13 protein-coding genes and 2 pseudogenes are annotated in these 17649 nt (G+C 71.9%); 4 read left to right on the forward strand and 11 right to left on the reverse strand.

From position 1 onward, the window contains the following. Positions 1 to 224: 224 nt before the first annotated feature. The 10 genes and pseudogenes from gatB to U5640_RS13630 form a co-directional block, all read right to left on the reverse strand. Complete coding sequence (gene gatB, locus U5640_RS13585) at positions 225 to 1739, reverse strand: Asp-tRNA(Asn)/Glu-tRNA(Gln) amidotransferase subunit GatB (RefSeq protein WP_340376066.1); 1515 nt, start codon at positions 1737 to 1739, stop codon at positions 225 to 227. Between the two features lie 15 nt (positions 1740 to 1754). After that, positions 1755 to 1994 carry a hypothetical protein gene (locus U5640_RS13590; RefSeq protein ID WP_067008367.1) on the reverse strand — a complete coding sequence of 80 codons (240 nt, stop codon included), beginning with the start codon at positions 1992 to 1994 and terminating at the stop codon, positions 1755 to 1757. Next, positions 1991 to 3493 (reverse strand): Asp-tRNA(Asn)/Glu-tRNA(Gln) amidotransferase subunit GatA, encoded by a 1503-nt coding sequence (gatA, locus tag U5640_RS13595; RefSeq protein WP_340376067.1) that lies wholly within the window; start codon positions 3491 to 3493, stop codon positions 1991 to 1993. The genes U5640_RS13590 and gatA overlap by 4 nt, the downstream gene beginning before the upstream one ends. A gap of 5 nt (positions 3494 to 3498) precedes the next feature. Continuing rightward, positions 3499 to 3795 carry an Asp-tRNA(Asn)/Glu-tRNA(Gln) amidotransferase subunit GatC gene (gene gatC / locus U5640_RS13600; protein ID WP_018531282.1) on the reverse strand — a complete coding sequence of 99 codons (297 nt, stop codon included), beginning with the start codon at positions 3793 to 3795 and terminating at the stop codon, positions 3499 to 3501. 465 nt (positions 3796 to 4260) lie between these two features. After that, on the reverse strand, positions 4261 to 6690 hold the full coding sequence (locus U5640_RS13605) for a bifunctional diguanylate cyclase/phosphodiesterase (protein WP_340376068.1): 2430 nt from the start codon (positions 6688 to 6690) through the stop codon (positions 4261 to 4263). A 269-nt stretch (positions 6691 to 6959) separates the two neighbouring features. Then, positions 6960 to 9164, reverse strand: a complete 2205-nt coding sequence (gene ligA / locus U5640_RS13610) for an NAD-dependent DNA ligase LigA (protein WP_340376069.1) — start codon at positions 9162 to 9164, stop codon at positions 6960 to 6962. A gap of 15 nt (positions 9165 to 9179) precedes the next feature. Beyond that, entirely contained in the window at positions 9180 to 10181 is a 1002-nt protein-coding gene (locus U5640_RS13615) for a methionine synthase (protein ID WP_340376070.1), read from the reverse strand. 20 nt (positions 10182 to 10201) lie between these two features. Continuing rightward, complete coding sequence (locus U5640_RS13620) at positions 10202 to 10900, reverse strand: SDR family oxidoreductase (RefSeq protein WP_340376071.1); 699 nt, start codon at positions 10898 to 10900, stop codon at positions 10202 to 10204. A 17-nt stretch (positions 10901 to 10917) separates the two neighbouring features. Next, positions 10918 to 11409, reverse strand: a pseudogene (locus tag U5640_RS13625) (LOG family protein); the annotation flags it as partial. A gap of 61 nt (positions 11410 to 11470) precedes the next feature. Further along, positions 11471 to 12405: pseudogene (locus U5640_RS13630) on the reverse strand (transposase). 251 nt (positions 12406 to 12656) lie between these two features. Here U5640_RS13630 and U5640_RS13635 point away from each other — a divergent pair. Together U5640_RS13635 and U5640_RS13640 are read left to right on the forward strand one after the other, a co-directional pair. Then, positions 12657 to 12980: a DUF427 domain-containing protein gene (locus U5640_RS13635; protein WP_340376072.1), complete on the forward strand. Its 324-nt coding sequence runs from the start codon at positions 12657 to 12659 to the stop codon at positions 12978 to 12980. Positions 12981 to 13018: 38 nt separating this feature from the next. Then, the gene (locus U5640_RS13640; protein WP_340376073.1) at positions 13019 to 13798 is read left to right on the forward strand and encodes an alpha/beta hydrolase; all 780 of its coding nucleotides are present in this window, start codon (positions 13019 to 13021) and stop codon (positions 13796 to 13798) included. Between the two features lie 52 nt (positions 13799 to 13850). On the opposite strand, the gene mnmA is transcribed toward U5640_RS13640, so the two are convergent. Further along, positions 13851 to 14984: a tRNA 2-thiouridine(34) synthase MnmA gene (mnmA, locus tag U5640_RS13645; protein WP_340376074.1), complete on the reverse strand. Its 1134-nt coding sequence runs from the start codon at positions 14982 to 14984 to the stop codon at positions 13851 to 13853. 82 nt (positions 14985 to 15066) lie between these two features. Between mnmA and U5640_RS13650 the strand changes: the two genes are divergently transcribed. Beyond that, on the forward strand, positions 15067 to 15726 hold the full coding sequence (locus U5640_RS13650; protein WP_340376075.1) for a peptidoglycan recognition family protein: 660 nt from the start codon (positions 15067 to 15069) through the stop codon (positions 15724 to 15726). A gap of 225 nt (positions 15727 to 15951) precedes the next feature. Next, entirely contained in the window at positions 15952 to 17532 is a 1581-nt protein-coding gene (locus tag U5640_RS13655) for a multicopper oxidase domain-containing protein (RefSeq protein ID WP_340376076.1), read from the forward strand. Positions 17533 to 17649: the final 117 nt, after the last annotated feature.

Below are 17649 nucleotides of genomic sequence, written 5' to 3' on the forward strand. Positions count from 1 at the left end.
CCGCCCGGCCGGGAACGCCGGAGCCGGGCACGTCACCTGTGTCGTCCGCGCCGTCCGCGCCGTCCGCGTCACCCGTGTCGTCCGGGGCAGCCGCGGCGTCTATGTCGCCCTGTGGCCCTGAGTCGGTTCGTGCACTCATGGCGCGCGAGCGTAGCGCTTCCGGCTGAGAGCGCGAGAGGGGGTGCGCCCGAGCGGACGCACCCCCTCTCCGGGATCACCCGAGGTCAGCCCTCGCCGACCCCCAGCTTCTCCAGGATCAGCTCCTTGACGCGGGCCGCGTCGGCCTGCCCGCGCGTGGCCTTCATCACGGCGCCGACCAGGGCACCGGCCGCGGCCACCTTGCCGCCGCGGATCTTGTCGGCGATGCCCGGGTTGCCGGCGATGGCCTCCTCGACGGCGGTGGTCAACGCGCCCTCGTCGGAGACGACCTTCAGCCCGCGCTTGTCGACGACCTCGTCGGGGGTGCCCTCGCCCGCGAGGACGCCCTCGATGACCTGACGGGCCAGCTTGTCGTTCAGGTCGCCCTTGGAGACCAGCTCAGTGACCCGGGCGACCTGCTCCGGCGTGATGGCCAGCTCGTCCAGGGACGTGCCCGACTCGTTGGCGCTGCGCGCCAGTTCGCCCATCCACCACTTGCGGGCGGAGGCCGCGTCGGCACCGGCGTCGATCGTGGCGACGATCTTGTCCAGGGCGCCGGCGTTGAGGATCGCCTGCATGTCGGTGGCGGAGATGCCCCACTCGGCGAGCAGCCGGGTACGGCGGACCAGCGGCAGCTCGGGGAGCCCGGCCCGGATCTCCTCGACCCACTCGCGCGAGGGGGCCACCGGCACCAGGTCCGGCTCGGGGAAGTAGCGGTAGTCCTCGGCCTCCTCCTTCACCCGGCCCGAGGTCGTCGACCCCGTGTCCTCGTGGAAGTGGCGGGTCTCCTGGACGATCGTGCCGACGCTGCCGAGGACAGCCGCGTGCCGCTGGATCTCGAAGCGGGCCGCGCGCTCCACGGAACGCAGCGAGTTCACGTTCTTCGTCTCGGAGCGCGTGCCGAACTTCTCGCTGCCCTTGGGCATCAGCGAGAGGTTCACGTCACAGCGCATCTGCCCCATCTCCATGCGGGCTTCCGACACGCCGAGCGCCCTGATGACCTCGCGCAGCTCACGGACGTAGGCCCGGGCGACCTCGGGGGCGCGCTCGCCGGCGCCGACGATCGGCTTGGTGACGATCTCGATCAGCGGGATGCCGGCGCGGTTGTAGTCGAGCAGCGAGTGCGAGGCGCCGTGGATCCGGCCGGTCGCGCCGCCCACGTGGGTCGACTTGCCGGTGTCCTCCTCCATGTGGGCGCGCTCGATCTCCACGCGGAAGACCTCGCCGTCCTCCAGCTGGACGTCGAGGTAGCCGTTGAAGGCGATGGGCTCGTCGTACTGGGAGGTCTGGAAGTTCTTCGGCATGTCCGGATAGAAGTAGTTCTTCCGGGCGAAGCGGCACCACTCGGCGATCTCGCAGTTCAGCGCGAGACCGATCCTGATCGCGGACTCGACGCCGGTCGCGTTGACGACCGGGAGGGAGCCCGGCAGGCCGAGGCAGGTGGGGCAGGTCTGCGTGTTGGCGTCCTGACCGAGCTCGGTCGAGCAGCCGCAGAACATCTTGGTCTTGGTGCCGAGTTCGACATGGACCTCGAGGCCCATGACGGGGTCGTACGACGCCAGTGCGTCCTCGTACGACACCAGGTCGGTCGTGGTGGTCACGGTGTAACTTCCCTCTCAGCCCAGCAGGACGTCGTCGTCGCCCAGCCGCTTCAGCTCGCGGTACAGGATGGCGAGGCCGGTGACGATCGCCACCGCGGAGACGGTCGCGTCGATGAGCCGCAGCGTGTCGTGCTCGGCGCGGGCCTTCTTGATCTGCTTGGCCACACCGATGGCGCCGAAGGCCGTGCCGGCCATCGACAGGTAGGTGCCGGACTTGGACTTCTTGAAGCCCTTGGCCTTGTTCAGTGCACTCACAGCGACGGAGCCTCCTCCAGGAGCGGGTGACCCCACTTTTCCACGAAGGCGGCCTCGACGGCGGCGCCGACCTTGTACAGCCGGTCGTCCTTCAGCGCCGGGGCGATGATCTGGAGACCGACCGGGAGGTTGTCCTCCGGGGCCAGACCGCACGGCAGCGACATCGCCGCGTTGCCCGCGAGGTTGGTCGGGATGGTGCACAGGTCGGCCAGGTACATCGCCATCGGGTCGTCGGCACGCTCGCCGATCGGGAAGGCGGTGGTCGGGGTGGTCGGCGAGACGATCACGTCGACCTGCTCGAAGGCCTTCTCGAAGTCGCGCGTGATGAGCGTGCGGACCTTCTGGGCGGAGCCGTAGTACGCGTCGTAGTAGCCGGAGCTGAGCGCGTACGTGCCGAGCATGATCCGGCGCTTGACCTCGGGCCCGAAGCCCTCCGCCCGGGTGAGGGAGGTGACCTCCTCGGCCGAGTGGGTGCCGTCGTCGCCCGTACGGAGCCCGTAGCGCAGCCCGTCGAAGCGGGCGAGGTTGCTGGAGCACTCCGACGGGGCGATCAGGTAGTACGCCGACAGGGCGAGGTCGAACGACGGGCAGTCCAGCTCGACGATCTCGGCGCCCAGGTCCTTCAGCAGCGCGACGGACTCGTCGAACCGCTGGATGACACCGGCCTGGTAGCCCTCGCCGCGGAACTGCTTGACGACACCGACGCGCATGCCCTCGACGCTGCCGTTGCGGGCGGCCTCGACGACCGGCGGGACCGGGGTGTCGATCGAGGTGGAGTCGAGCGGATCGTGCCCGGCGATCACCTCGTGCAGCAGCGCCGCGTCCAGGACCGTACGGGCGCAGGGTCCGCCCTGGTCGAGGGAGGAGGAGAAGGCGACCATGCCGTAGCGCGAGACGGCCCCGTACGTCGGCTTCACGCCGACCGTGCCGGTGACGGCGGCGGGCTGGCGGATGGAGCCGCCGGTGTCCGTGCCGATGGCGAGGGGCGCCTGGAAGGAGGCGAGCGCGGCGGAGGAACCGCCGCCGGAGCCACCGGGGATCCGGGTGAGGTCCCAGGGGTTGCCGGTCGGCCCGTAGGCGCTGTTCTCGGTGGAGGACCCCATGGCGAACTCGTCCATGTTGGTCTTGCCGAGGATGACGACGTCGGCAGCCTTCAGCTTCTTGGTGAGGGTCGCGTCGTAGGGCGGGATCCAGCCCTCCAGGATCTTCGAACCGACGGTCGTGGGAACGCCCTCGGTGGTGAAGATGTCCTTCAGCGCCAGCGGGACACCGGCGAGCGGACCGAGCTTCTCGCCGCGCTCGCGCTTCTCGTCCACGGCACGGGCCTGGGCGAGGGCGCCCTCGCGGTCGACGTACAGGAAGGCGTGGACCTTCTCGTCGACGGCCTCGATCCGGGCCAGGTGGGCCTCGGTGACCTGGACGGCGGTGAGCTCGCCGGAGGCGATCTTCGCGGCCGTCTCGGCGGCGGTGAGCTTGATGATGGTGACGTTGTCCGTCATGGTGATCAGTCCTCCCCCAGGATCTGCGGCACCTTGAAACGCTGCTGCTCCTGGGCCGGGGCGCCGGAGAGCGCCTGCTCGGGGGTGAGCGACGGACGGACCTCGTCCGCGCGCATGACATTGGTCAGCGGGAGCGGGTGCGAGGTCGGCGGTACGTCTTGGTCGGCGACCTCGCTGACGCGGGCGACCGCGCCGATGATGTCGTCCAGCTGTCCCGCGAAGTGGTCGAGCTCTTCGGGCTTCAGCTCCAGACGCGCCAGCCGGGCGAGGTGGGCGACCTCCTCGCGCGTGATGCCAGGCATGCAGCGTTCCTCTGGGGTGAGTGAAATGTGATGTGGGGCCAATCCTAGGGGGCGGCGGCCCGTGGCCGTGAAACGGTTTGCCGGACGGCACCGGTTCCGACGGCAACACCGGAGCCGCGGGCCGCGCGGCGGCGACAGCGCCGGGGACGCCGGACGTCGGCCAACCGTCACCCTCCCGGTCGCCCACACGGTCCACGACCAAACGCCGACCGGGCAGTCGGCAGAGGCAGTGACGGGATTGACGGGATGCCGCCGCCGACGGGCACGCCCTACGGCAAACGCCAGCCTCCCGGTCCCCCGCACGGACGGTCGGGCGGCACCCCCCACAGCAAACGCCAGCCCCCCAGTCCCCCCGCACGCCTTCGGGCAGAGGCTGGCGGCGGCGCGGTGGGCGGGCGGGTGGGAAAGGCAGTGAGCCGCAGCCGCCCAGCCCCCCGTCCCCCGGAGGGGCAGGGCCGTGGCCCGTCAGTCCTCCGTCGCCGCGGCCGGCAGCGCCGCTGCCGGTCGCTGCCAGCCCCGGGACCCCCGCGCCCGCAGCCACGCCGTCGTCTCCTCGGGAGGCATCGCCGCGGCCACCAGCCACCCCTGCACCGCGTCACAGCCCAGGTCCCGAAGCCGTTCCCAGGTCTCGTCGTCCTCGACCCCCTCCGCGACCACCAGCAGCCCCAGGGAATGCGCGAGATCGACCGTGCAGCGCACGATCTCCGCGTCCTCGGTGTCCACCGCCAGCCGCGCCACGAAGGAACGGTCGATCTTCAGCTCGCTGACCGGCAGCCGCCGTAGGTGCACCAGCGAGGAGTACCCGGTACCGAAGTCGTCCAGGGACATCTTCACGCCGTGCCCGGTCAGGCCGTTCAGCGTGTCCGCCGCCCGCTGCGGGTCCTCCAGCAGCACGTGCTCCGTTATCTCCAGTTGGAGCGCTCCCGCGGGCACGCCGTGCCGGGCGAGACGCGCGGCGACCGACCCGGCGAACCCGGGCGTGTGGACATCGCGCGGGGAGACGTTCACCGCGACCGGCACGAACAGCCCCTGCGCCCGCCACCGGGCGACCTGTCCCAGCGCCGTCTCCAGCACGTACTCCGTGAGGTGCGGCATCAGCCCGGAGGACTCGGCGATCGCTATGAACTCGTCCGGCGGTACCTTCCCGCGCTCCGGGTGCACCCACCGCACCAGTGCCTCCAGCCCCGCCACCTGCCCGTCGAAGCGGACCTTCGGCTGGTAGTGCAACTGCACCTCGTGCGCGTCCAGGGCCCGCCGCAGATCGCCCAGCAGCCCGAGCCGGTCGGGGGTGTTGGAGTCCCGCTTGGACTCATACACCTCGACGCCCGTACGGTCCCGTTTGGCCTGGTACATCGCCACGTCGGCCCGGCGCAGCATGCCCTCCGCGTCGAGGGCGTGGTCGGGGAAGACGGCGACGCCCGCGCTGGCCTCCAGCACGAGGGTGAGCCCGTCGAGGTCGAGCGGCGAGCTGAGGGCCGCGACCAGCGCGCGGGCGACGCGGGTCGCGGAGGTCGTGGAGTCGGCGACGGGGAGCAGGACGGCGAACTCGTCGCCGCCGAGCCGCGCCACCTCCGCCCCGCGCGGAAGGGCCACCCGCAGCCGTTCGGCCGTCTGGAGGAGGAGCCGGTCACCGGCGAGGTGCCCGAGAGTGTCGTTGACCGAACGGAAGCGGTCGAGGTCGATCAGCATCAGGGCGGACCGGGCGCCGATGCGCTCGGCGTCGTCCAGGGCGGTCCAGATGCGTTCCAGCAGCCACTGCCGGTTGGGCAGCCCGGTCAGCGGGTCGCGCAGCTGTTCCTCGGCGCGGGCCCGGGCCATCCAGAGCGTGGAGTCGAGGGCGACGAGCGGGATGGCGAACAGCGGCAGCAGGATCGGTTTGGCGATGGCGACCACGCAGAGCAGCGGCGCGATGCCGAGCAGCGCCACCGCGACCAGGCCCTGTCTGACGAGGGCGGTACGGGCGACCGTGGGCAGCCCGCCGGAGCGGGGGGCGTGCAGGTACCAGAGCAGGACGCGGGTGACGGAGAGATAGGCCACGGCCACCAGGGCCACCTGGGGGCCGGTGTAGACGGTCCAGCCGTCCGGGTACCAGGGGTGTTCCACGGACGGGACCCGTCCGCACGCGGCCAGCAGCAGGGCGCCCGCGCCGATGCCGAGGACGTCCACCGCGCCGTGCAGGACACCCTGCCGCCAGCGGTGGCGCCTGGCTATGCCGACCAGGACGACGACGGTGAGGCTGACCAGGCCGGCGGGTACCCAGCCGTACAGCAGCAGGACGGCGAGGGTGAGGGCGGCGCCGGAGCCGGTGCCGCCCCACCAACGGGCCCGGCCCAGCATGACGAGGTGTCCGACGATGACCCCGGTCAGCAGGGCCAGCGCCCAGCCGGCCGTACCGGACGGGAAGAGGGCGTGGCTGTCGGTGAAGGCGCGGTAGAAGCCGGCGCCGAGGGCGAAGGCGGCCGCGCCGACGACCGCGGCGGGCAGGGCGGGCCAGGACGGCTGCCGGTCCGGTTCGGCCCCGGGCAGTCCGGAACTCGCGGACAGCGCAGAGGTGCCGGGCAGGGCGGAGGTCCCGGAGTAGACGGAGGCCGCGGGGAGGGCCAGGGCCCCGGCCGGGCCCGGGGACCCCGTCGGGCCGGGTACGACGGGCGGTGCCATCTGCCGGAAGGGGGCGGCGGGTCCGGGCGGCCCGGCGGCCGGCTGCGAAGGCGGTCCGGGGGCGGGCCCGGCGGGAGGTCCGGTGGGGGCGCGGAGGTCGAAAGCGGTGCGCGGGGGGTGTGCCGGTGCGCCCGGATGTCGTCCGGAGCGCCCCGCCCAGCGGCTCCCCCACCTGACGCCGACGCTTCGGAGCCGGCGCAGCCGGGAGTCCGGGGCGGCGCTCTCGGTCGGTTCCATTCCCGTCCCTCTCACAACCGGCGGTGCCCACGCCACGCGGCCCGCTGCCCGACAACCCCGGGGCGGCACCGCGTCGGAAAGCCCTTCCCACGCCCTTCGGGAGCGAGGAGGTGCGCCGACCGCAGCTGGGCACGGCAGGCGCACACCTCAACAGTAGGCCGCGGAAGGCGTCCACGGGCAGCGGTCGTCGACGGTTGCCCGAATGCGCCCCGGCCACCCGTATGCATCTGGTATGCGCCGATCGGGTGGCCTTCAACCGCCGGTTCGGGCTACTCCTCGGCCGACTCCGGAGCCGCGAGGGCCACTTCGGCGGCGGCGTCGGGGCCCTGGTCGAGCAGGACGGTGAAGCCGTCCTCGTCCAGCACGGGCACCTTCAGTTGCATCGCCTTGTCGTACTTGGAGCCGGGGTTGTCGCCCACGACGACGAACGAGGTCTTCTTGGAGACCGAACCGGTGACCTTCGCGCCCCGGCTCTGGAGCGCGTCCTTGGCGCCGTCGCGGGTGAAGTGTTCGAGGGTGCCGGTGACGACGACCGTGAGGCCTTCGAGGGGGCGGGGGCCCTCGTCCTCGCCGGACCGCTCGTCCTCCATGCGGACCCCGGCGGCCGTCCACTTGCGGATGATCTCCTGATGCCAGTCCTCGGCGAACCACTCCTTGAGCGAGGCCGCGATGATCGAGCCCACGCCGTCGGTGGCCGCCAGCTCCTCCTCGCTCGCCTGCTCGATGCGCTCGATGGAGCGGAACTCGCGCGCGAGCGCCTCGGCGGCGACCGGGCCCACATGACGGATCGACAGCCCGGTGAGGACGCGGGCGAGCGGGCGGTCCTTGGCGGCGGCGATGTTCTCCAGCATCGCCAGCGCGTTCTTCCTGGCCTCGCCCTGCTGGTTGGCGAAGACGGTGGCGATCTTCTCCTCGCCGGTCTTCGGGTCGCGCTTGGGCAGCCCGCTGTCCTGGTCGAGGACGTACGCCTTGATGGGCAGCAGCTGCTCGACGGTGAGGTCGAACAGGTCGCCCTCGTCGGCCAGTGGCGGGTCGGCGGGTTCGAGCGGCTTGGTGAGGGCCGCCGCCGCCACGTACCCGAACTGCTCGATGTCGAGCGCCCTGCGGCCCGCCAGGTAGAACAGCCGCTCACGCAACTGGGCCGGGCAGGTGCGGGCGTTGGGGCAGCGCAGGTCGATGTCGCCCTCCTTCATCGGCCTGAGCGGCGTGCCGCACTCCGGGCACTCGGCGGGCATGACGAACTCCCGCTCGGTGCCGTCCCGCAGGTCGGCGACGGGGCCGAGGATCTCGGGGATGACGTCACCGGCCTTGCGCAGCACCACGGTGTCCCCGATGAGGACGCCTTTGGCCTTGACGACCTCCTGGTTGTGCAGGGTCGCGAACTCGACCTCGGAGCCCGCCACCGTCACCGGCTCGACCTGCGCGTACGGCGTCACCCGGCCCGTACGGCCCACACCCACGCGGATGTTGACGAGCTTGGTGTTGACCTCCTCCGGCGCGTACTTGTACGCGATGGCCCAGCGCGGGGCGCGGGCCGTGGAGCCGAGCCGGCCCTGCAGCCGGATCTCGTCGAGCTTGACGACGACGCCGTCGATCTCGTGCTCCACGGAGTGGCGGTTCTCGCCGTAGTACGCGATGAACTGCCGTACGCCGTCCAGGTCGTCGACGACCCGGTTGTGGGTGGAGGTGGGCAGGCCCCAGCCCTTGAGGAGGTCGTAGGCCTCGGAGAGTCGGTCCATGCCCTCGTAGCCCTCCAGGGCGCCGATGCCGTGGACCACCATGTGCAGCGGGCGGGCGGCGGTGACGCGCGGGTCCTTCTGGCGCAGTGAACCGGCCGCCGCGTTGCGCGGGTTGGCGAAGGGCTTGTCGCCGGCCGCGACCAGCCGGGCGTTGAGCTCCTCGAAGCCCTCCATCGGGAAGTAGACCTCGCCGCGGATCTCCACGAGCGTGGGCACGCCGTCGCCCGCCAGCCGGTCCGGGATCTCCGCGATGGTGCGCACGTTGGGCGTGATGTCCTCGCCGGTGCGGCCGTCGCCGCGGGTCGCCGCGCGGGTGAGGCGGCCGTTCTCATAGGTGAGGTTGACGGCGAGGCCGTCGACCTTCAGCTCGCACAGGAAGTGGTACGCGGAGGCGCCGACGTCCTTGTGGACGCGCTCGGCCCAGGCGGCCAGCTCCAGGTCGTCGAAGGCGTTGTCCAGGGAGAGCATGCGCTCCCGGTGCTGGACGGCGGTGAAGTCCGTGGCGTAGGCCCCCGCCACCTTCTGGGTCGGCGAGTCGGGCGTGCGCATCTCGGGATACTCCTGCTCCAGCGCCTCCAGGGCGCGCAGCAGACGGTCGAACTCCGCGTCGCTGATGACGGGAGCGTCCTTCACGTAGTACCGGAAGCGGTGCTCCTCGATCTGCTCAGCGAGCTGCGCGTGCTGCTCCCGTGCCTCGGCGGGCACCGTCGTCTCCGCTTGCTTGTCGCCGGCCACCGTGTGGTCCTCCCGTTACTCTGGGTTGTCCGCGAGGGATCTCGCCGCCCGGACGCAGTGGGCGAGGGCCCGGCGGGCGTACGCGGGAGAGGCTCCCGCGAGTCCGCAGGCGGGTGTGAGGGTGACCGCCTCCGTGAGAAGCCCCGGTTGCAGCCCCAGCCTGCGCCACAGCGTCCGTACACCCATGACGCTACTAGCAGGGTCCGACAATGCGGCGTCCGTGCCCGGCACGACACCGGCGAAGAGCCGGGTGCCGCCCTCCACCGCCTCCCCGATCGCCTCCTCGTCACGTTCGGTGAGCAGCGAGAAGTCGAAGGAGATCCCGTCGACCCCGGCCCGGCGCAGCAGGGCGAAGGGCACGTCCGGGGCGCACGAGTGGACCACGACGGGGCCGTCCCCGTGCACCCCGGCCACGTCCCGCAGGGTGGCCTCCACGAGCTGGCGGTCGACGGCGCGGTGGGTGCGGTAGCCGCTGGCGGTCCGCACCCGGCCGGTGAGGACGGAGGTGAGGGACGGTTCGTCGAGCTGGAGGACGAGGCGGGCGCCGGGGATGCGCCGGCGCAGTTCGGCGAGGTGCAGCCGCAGCCCCTCCGTCAGGGAGGCGGCCAGGTCGCGGCAGGCGCCCGGGTCGGAGAGGGCGGCCTCGCCGTTCCTCAGCTCCAGCGCGGCGGCGAGCGTCCAGGGGCCGACGGCCTGCACCTTGAGCGGGCCCTCGTAGTCCTGGGTGAACTCCTCGAGGGCGTCCAGGTCCTCGCCGAGCCAGGAGCGGGCCCGCTTGGTGTCGCGGCCCGGGTGGTCGCCGATCCGCCAGCCGCTGGGTTCCACGCGCGCGTACAGCTCGACGAGCATCCCCGCCGTCCGGCCGATCATGTCGGCGCCGGGGCCGCGGGCCGGCAGTTCGGGCAGGAAGGGGAAGTCCTCGAAGGAGCCGGTGGCGGTGCGGGCCGCCTCCCGGGCGTCGCCGCCGGGGAGCGAGCCGACGCCGGTGGCGGGGCCGTAGGGCGAAGTTGCGTTCACGTGGGGAAGCCTACGGAAGGTCAGCGGCCCGGCCGTACCGTCAGGTCGTTGACCTCGGCGTCCCGCGGCAGGTCGAGCGCCATGAGGATCGTCGTCGCCACCGACTCGGGGTCGATCCACTCGGCGGGGTCGTACTCCTTGCCCTCCTGCTGGTGCACCTTGGCCTGCATGGGGCCGGCGGTGCGGCCGGGGTAGACGGAGGTGACGCGGACGCCGTTGCCGTGCTCCTCGGCCCGGAGGGAGTCGGCGAGGGCCTTGAGGCCGTGCTTGGAGGCGGCGTACGCGGACCAGTCGGCGCTCGCCCGCAGGCCGGCTCCGGAGTTGACGAAGAGCACGTGGCCGCGCGCGGCCCGCAGCGGGGGCAGGAAGTGGCGGGTCAGTTCGGCGGGGGCGATCAGGTTGACGTTGAGCTGGTGGTGCCAGGTCTTGGGGGTGAGCTCGCCGACCGGGCCGAGGTCGACCACGCCGGCGATGTGCAGCAGCGAGTCGACCCGGTCCGGGAGCGACTGGTGGGAGAAGGCCCAGCTCAGCCGGTCGGGGTCGGCGAGGTCGCCGACGAGGGTGCGGGCGCCGGGGAACTGTGCGGCGAGTTCCTTCGCGCGGCCCGCGTCGCGCGCGTGGAGCACGAGGTCGTCCCCGCGCGCGTGCAGCCGGCGGGCGACGGCCGCGCCGATGCCGGAGCCCGCTCCGGTGATCACATGAGTAGCCATGCCCGCCATGCTCGCATCACGTGCCGTCAGGAGGTGCCCTTCCTCTCCTCCAGGTACGCGAGCGCCCCGGCCGGCTCCTCCGCGAAGAACACCAGGTCGGTGAGGGGGCGGGGCAGGAATCCCTCGTCGTCCATGCGCTGGAAGTGGGTCTTGAGTCCGTCGTAGAAGCCCGCGGTGTTCAGCAGCACGACCGGCTTGTCGGTGTGGCCGTGCTTCTTCAGCGCCAGGATCTCGGTGGCCTCGTCGAGCGTGCCCGTGCCGCCGACCAGCACCACCACGGCGTCGGCCTTCTCCAGCAGCAGCCGCCTGCGCTCGGCCGGGTCCGCGGCGATCACCATCTCGTCGGCGCCGGGGCGGGCCTTGGCGGCCAGGAAGGTCACCGACACCCCGCACAGCCGTCCGCCGCTCTCCTGCACCCCGTCGGCGACGACCTTCATCAGACCCGAGTCGGACCCGCCCCACACCAGGGTGTGCCCGCCCTTGCCCAGCAGTTCCGCGAACTCGCGCGCGGGTCGGGTTTGACATGCTCCTCGGGCTGAAGCCCGAGGATTCTGGCCGTCCCCACCTGTTGCTGTGCCGCTACGCGGCACGGCTTCCGGCGGGGATTCCGTGGCTTCCTGTTTCTTCGCGCTGTGCCCGGACAGGTCCCGGTCTTACCGGCGCTCCGCAGGCCGATACCGGTGGGTTCGAACCGGCCGATCTTCACGAAGGTCCGCCCGTACCGGGCCGCCTTGTACCGCAGCATGCCGACGAACTGGGACCAGCCCGCGTCGTGCACGCTCTTGGCCAGTCTGGTGCGTGCGAGTCCGGATACCGCCAGGTCCTCCACCGCGACGGCTTGGTTGTCGAGGATCAGCTGGGTGGAGAGCTGGTGGTGGAACTCCTTGCGCGCGTCCGCCACAGCCGCGTGGGCGCGGGCGACCTTCATGCGGGCCTTGGCCCGGTTCCTCGAACCCTTCTGTTTGCGGGACAGCTCCCGCTGAGCTTTCTTCAGCTTCTTCTCCGCCCGGCGCAAAAACCTCGGGCTGTCGATTTTGGTGCCGTCGGAGAGAACACACCTTCACGTCGCCGATCTTCGGCAACGAGAGCCGCCCGCCCCCAGTGATCTTCCAGCGGGCGTTGGCGGTGAACCGGATCGCCTGCCGGGTGTCCTTGCGCGACCTGAAACGCGGCGCACCCACCCGCTTCCCCTTGCGCTCACCCTTCACCGAGGCGAAGAAGTTTCTGTATGCGGCCTCCACGTCCCGCAACGCCTGCTGCAGGACGACCGAGGACACCTCGCCCAGCCAGAACCGTTCAGGGGTGTTCTTGGCCCGGGTGATCAACCGCTGGGACAGAACGGCGGCACTGGGGTAGGGCGCCTTGGCCGCGCGGGCATCCTCACGGGCACGCACCGCGTCGTTGAACACGACGCGAGCGCACCCGAACGCCCTCGCCAACGCGGCGCGTTGACCAGGCTCCGGGTACGACCGGAAGGCGTACCGAAGCCGCGTTCGCCGATCGTACGAACACACGACATCCTCTGCCGCCGGGAACACCCGTTCCCCACCACACCCCCACGACCCGCAGCGTCCGGCTCCGCCGGAACGACACTGCGGGGCTCCGCGCCGCGGTCATGAGATCGGCTTCACCACCGGCGTGCGCCGATGCACTGCCGATGAAGCCCGGTAGCGGTCGTCGAGATCGGCGGCGGAGAGGAAGACACAGATACGCATGCGGTCACCGTACGCGGGAAGAACCGGGGGCCCGCGAGCGCTTCTCCCACATGACCGAAGGACACACGATCACGATCGAGCGGGACACCCGGCGCGTCAGGGCCGTCCACGACGGCCGGGTGCTCGCCGAGACCGACCGGGCCCTCGCCCTGCGCGAGACGGGCTGTCCGGTGCGGTACTACATCCCCGAGGCCGATGTGCGCATGGACCTGCTGACGCCGTCCGACACCCACACCTACTGCCCCTTCAAGGGAACGGCGTCGTACTGGTCGCTGCCGGGCGCGCCCGACCTCGTGTGGGCGTACCCGGACCCGAAGCCCGACGTCGCCGAGATCGCACACCACCTGTGCTTCTACGAAGTGGAGGTGTCGTAGGCCGATGACCGCGCCGTCGTGCGGCAGTCTGCTCTGGCATGGACAAGAAGACCATTTCGCGCGACGGAACCGAACTCGCGTACACCCGGGCCGGACAGGGTCCCGCGGTCATCCTGGTGAGCGGGGCGATGTCCACGGGCGGCACCGTGGCGCCCCTGGGCGGGCTGCTGGCGCGCCGCTGCACGGTCCTGACGTATGACCGGCGGGGGCGCGGCGACAGCGGCGACACGGCCCCCTTCGCGGTGGAACGCGAAGTGGAGGACCTGGCGGCACTGATCGACGTGGCGGGCGGCGAGGCCTGTCTGTACGGCGTCTCCTCGGGCGGGGCACTGGCGCTGCGGGCGGCGGCGAGCGGGCTGCCGGTGCCGCGGGTCGCCGTCTACGAGACGCCGTACGCCGTCGACGAGGAGGCGGTCCGCGGCCGCGCCACGTACACCGAGCGGCTCACCGAGGCCCTCGACCACGGGCGGCGCGGGGACGCGGTGGAGCTCTTCCTGCGGCTGACGGGGCTGGCCGAGGAGATGATCCAGCGGGCCCGCCAGTCGCCCATGTGGGCCGGCATGGAGGCGATCGCGCCGACCCTCGCCTACGACGACGCGGTGATGGCCGGTGGCCGGGTCCCGGCGGATCTGCTGGCTGCCCTCGGTGTGCCGGTGCTCGCGGTGGCGGGGGGCGACAGCCCGCTCTGGCTGCGGGAGGCCACGCGCGCGGTGGCGGAGGCGGCGCCGCACGGGACGTACCGCCTGTTGGAGGGGCAGACGCACGTGGTGGATCCGAACGTGCTGGCGCCGGTGCTGGCGGAGTTCTTCGGCGTGTAGGGGTGGGCGGCGCGGACCGGTCACAGCACTGGGAGTGGGCGGCGCGGGCCGCTCAGAGCGCCCCGGCCGTCGTCGCCCGGACCGTCGTCGCGATCGTCGCCGAGCCCACCACGCGCGTGCCGTCGTAGAGGACGATCGCCTGGCCGGGTGCCACCCCGCGGACCGGCTCGGCGAACGTCACCCGCAGCTCGCCGTCCACGCACTCCGCGCGCACCTCGGTCTCGCCGCCGTGGGCGCGCAGCTGGGCGGTGTAGGTGCCGGGGCCGGTGGGGGCCGCCCCGCACCAGCGCGGCCTGATCGCCGTCAGGCCGCTCACGTCGAGCGCGGCGGCCGGGCCGACCGTCACGGTGTTGTTCACCGGGGAGATGTCGAGGACGTAGCGGGGCTTGCCGTCGGGGGCGGGGGTGCCGATGCGCAGTCCCTTGCGCTGGCCGATGGTGAAGCCGTAGGCCCCTTCGTGGGTGCCGATCTTCGCGCCCGACTCGTCGACGATGTCGCCCTCGGAGCGGCCGAGGCGGTTCGCCAGGAAGCCCTGGGTGTCGCCGTCGGCGATGAAGCAGATGTCGTGGGAGTCGGGCTTCTTGGCGACCGCGAGGCCCCGGCGCTCGGCCTCCGCGCGGATCTCGTCCTTGGTGGTGAGGGTGTCGCCGAGCGGGAACAGCGCGTGGGCGAGCTGCTTGTCGTCCAGCACGCCGAGGACGTACGACTGGTCCTTGGCCATGTCGGAGGCGCGGTGCAGTTCGCGGGTGCCGTCCGCCCGCTCGATCACCTTCGCGTAGTGGCCGGTGCAGACGGCGTCGAAGCCGAGGGCGAGCGCCTTGTCGAGGAGCGCCGCGAACTTGATCTTCTCGTTGCAGCGCAGGCAGGGGTTGGGGGTGCGGCCGGCCTCGTACTCGGCGACGAAGTCCTCGACGACGTCCTCGCGGAAGCGGTCGGCGAGGTCCCAGACGTAGAACGGGATGCCGATGACGTCTGCGGCGCGGCGGGCGTCGCGGGAGTCCTCGATGGTGCAGCAGCCGCGCGCGCCCGTGCGGAAGGACTGCGGGTTCGCCGAGAGCGCGAGGTGGACGCCGGTGACGTCGTGGCCGGCTTCCGCGGCGCGGGCGGCGGCGACGGCGGAGTCCACCCCGCCGGACATGGCGGCGAGTACGCGGAGGGGGCGGGGGCGCTGCGAGGTCTCAGTCATAACCCCTCCAGGGTACGGGGCGCCGGGAACCGGGGCCCGCGCATATCCGTTGACGATCACGACGGGCGAGAAAGGGCGGACGATGGGAGCGAGAGGGAGCGACGCCGACCGGCGGATCGGGCGGCGGGCGCTGCTGATCGGCGGGGCGGTGGCCGCCGTGGGGTCGGCGGTGCTGGCGCGCGAGGAGCTGACGGAGCTGTACTGGCGGCTGCCGGGGGTGCGCAAGCCGCGGGTGGAGGGCGCGGTGGACTTCGGGGGCGCGCGCTGGGTGCAGGCCTCGGAGGCCAACTTCCGCTGGGCGGACCGGCCGGACGACTACGGCGTCGACCTGGTCGTCGTCCATGTCACGCAGGGCGATCTGGCGAGCGCGGTGCAGGCGTTCGAGGACCCGGGGCACCGGGCGGCCGCGCACTACATCGTGGGCAAGGACGGCAGCGTCACCCAGATGATCCGGGAGCTGGACGTGGCGTACCACGCGGGCAACCGCGCGTACAACGAGCGCAGTGTCGGCATCGAGCACGAGGGGTTCGTGGACCGGCCGGAGGACTTCACCGACGCGATGTACGAGGCGTCCGCGCGGCTGACCGCCCGGATCTGCGCGCGGTACGGCATCCCCGTCGACCGGGAGCACATCATCGGGCACGTGGAGGTGCCGGGGACGGACCACACCGACCCCGGTGAGCACTGGGACTGGGGCCGGTACCTGAAGCTCGTCAAAACGGCGCGAACCGCCACCACCTGACGTCAGGCGTGACGCAGCTCACAAGCTGCCGGAACCGTCGGCGATGCACGGGGGCCGGGCGCCCGATGTGTCCCGCGCCGTGATCCTGACCTGCGGCACGCCAACACGCTCCCCGTGCAGAGGAGTTGCCGATCCAAGCGGAGGGCTGAGGCTGCACAGCGATCAGGGCCGACTCCTAACTTGGGCCCAGTCCTCACACAGCCCTTGGCCCGAAGCTCCACGGCCATGACCCACACCACAGATCCCGCTTCCGGAGCGGGCGAGCAGAGCACGGGTGCCCAACCGGCGGGCGGCCGGGCCGCCAAGGGCGAGCACACGAAGGGGACGAGGGGCCGGGGCGGCAAGGGCCTGCACCGGCGGAGGTTCCTCAGCGGGATGGCGGGCGTCGGCTTCGGCGCGGTCGGCGCGGCCGGGATCGGCTTCTCGCTGCTGACCGGCGGCGGCAACGACAAGGCATCCGCGGCCACGGAGGCCACCGGCACCCTGGACATCCCGGACCTGCTGGAGGCCACCACCACCGACGGCACCACCACCTACACCCTGACCGCGAAGACCGGCACCGGCGAGGTGATCAGCGGCGTCACCAGCACCACGGCCGGCTACAACGGGTCGTACCTCGGCCCGACGATGAAGTGGACCAAGGGCGAGACGGTCCTGATGAACATCACCAACAGCCTGGGCGACGACACCACCGTCCACTTCCACGGCGCCCACATCCCGCCCAAGATGGACGGCGGCCCGCAGAACGCCTTCGCCGACGGCGAGACCTGGTCGCCCACGTTCGAGGTCCTCGACGAGGCCAAGACCCTCTGGTACCACCCGCACGCCCTGGGCACCACGGCCGAGCAGGTCGTGCACGGCCTGGCCGGAATGATCATCGTCGAGGACGACTCGGACGTCTCGGCCGCCCTGCCGAGCGAGTACGGCGTCGACGACATCCCGATCATCCTGCAGTGTCTGGCCGTCGACAGCGCCGGCGACATCAAGTACGACGCCACCGGGTACCGCGGCTCCGCCGTCGCCTTCCCGGTGCTGGTCAACGGCACCAACGTCGACTCGACCACCCTCGGCTTCACCGCCACCAGGACGCGGACGCGCTTCCGCGTCCTGAACGCCTCCCCCGCCGACATCATGACCGTCCAGCGCGGCGACGGCGGGACGCTCACCCAGATCGCCACCGACCAGGGCTATCTCACCGAGCCCACCGAGGTGACCACGATCCGTCTGGTGGCCGGCGCCCGCGCCGAGTTCGTGCTCGACCTGGAGGACGCCGTCACGCTCCAGGCCGTGGTCACGACCGGCTGGATCCGCGGCGGAAGCGGCACGTACGACTTCCTCACGGTGACGCCGGAGGCCTCGGACACACCCGACGCCCTGCCGAGCACGCTCAACTCGATCTCCCGGTACGACACGAGCGACTTCACCGCCCGGACGATCACCCTCGGCCAGAGCGGCGCGACGATGCTGATCAACGGCTCGGCGGGCACCAGCATGTCCTCGATGGCGATGATCAGCACCACGCTGGACGCCGAGGAGGTCTGGACGATCAAGAACAGCACGCAGCTGGAGCACTCCTTCCATCTGCACGACGTGCCGTTCCAGCTGATCGAGATCAACGGCGAGGAGCCCACCGGGGTCGACCTGGGCTGGCGCGACACCTTCGAGGTGGTCGGCGGCGGCTCCATCAAGATCGCGATGAAGTTCACCGACTTCACCGACGACACGTACATGTACATGCTCCACTGCCATCTGCTCCAGCACGAGGACGAGGGCATGATGGCGGCCCTCATGGTCACGGAGAGCTAGTGCCGTGACCGGGAAGGTCTGCCGAGCCGGTGGACCTTTCCGGTCACGGCACTAGGCACTTCGGCCTCGTCCCTGGCCCGGCTGCGCCTGGTCAGGGGCAGGGTGGTGGCGGTGGCC

This window comes from Streptomyces sp. SS7, assembly GCF_037993025.1.
Classification (GTDB): Bacteria; Actinomycetota; Actinomycetes; order Streptomycetales; family Streptomycetaceae; genus Streptomyces.